At 64.8% G+C, this 398-nt stretch carries 2 pseudogenes; both read left to right on the top strand.

Annotated elements, in window-relative coordinates:
- Nucleotides 1–116, top strand: a pseudogene (locus IE312_RS43605) (cytochrome bc1 complex Rieske iron-sulfur subunit); the annotation flags it as partial.
- Nucleotides 113–398, top strand: a pseudogene (locus IE312_RS43610) (cytochrome bc1 complex cytochrome b subunit); the annotation flags it as partial. The pseudogenes IE312_RS43605 and IE312_RS43610, both read left to right, overlap by 4 nt.

A 398-nucleotide genomic window follows, 5' to 3' on the forward strand; every position in this document is an offset into this window, starting at 1 on the left:
GTCCCGCCGGCCACGCCCTGCCGCAGCTGCGCATCGGTGTGGACAATGAGGGTTACCTCCAGGCGCTCGGCGACTTCGAGGAGCCCGTCGGTCCTGCATTCTGGGAGCGCGGATGAGTACTGCAGCGAACGAGACGCCCCGCTCTCGCGGGAAGGCTCCGGCCGGCGAGCGTGTCGCCGACTGGGCCGACGGCCGGCTCGGGATCTACTCCCTGGCCAAGGCCAACATGCGCAAGATCTTCCCCGACCACTGGTCGTTCATGTTGGGCGAAGTGTGCATGTACAGCTTCATCATCATCATCCTGACGGGTGTGTACCTGACGCTGTTCTTCCACCCGTCGATGAACGAGGTGGAGTACCACGGCAGCTACGTCCCGCTCCAGGGACAGCTGATGTCCG

It is taken from the genome of Streptomyces capoamus, assembly GCF_014654935.1.
GTDB lineage: Bacteria > Actinomycetota > Actinomycetes > Streptomycetales > Streptomycetaceae > Streptomyces > Streptomyces capoamus.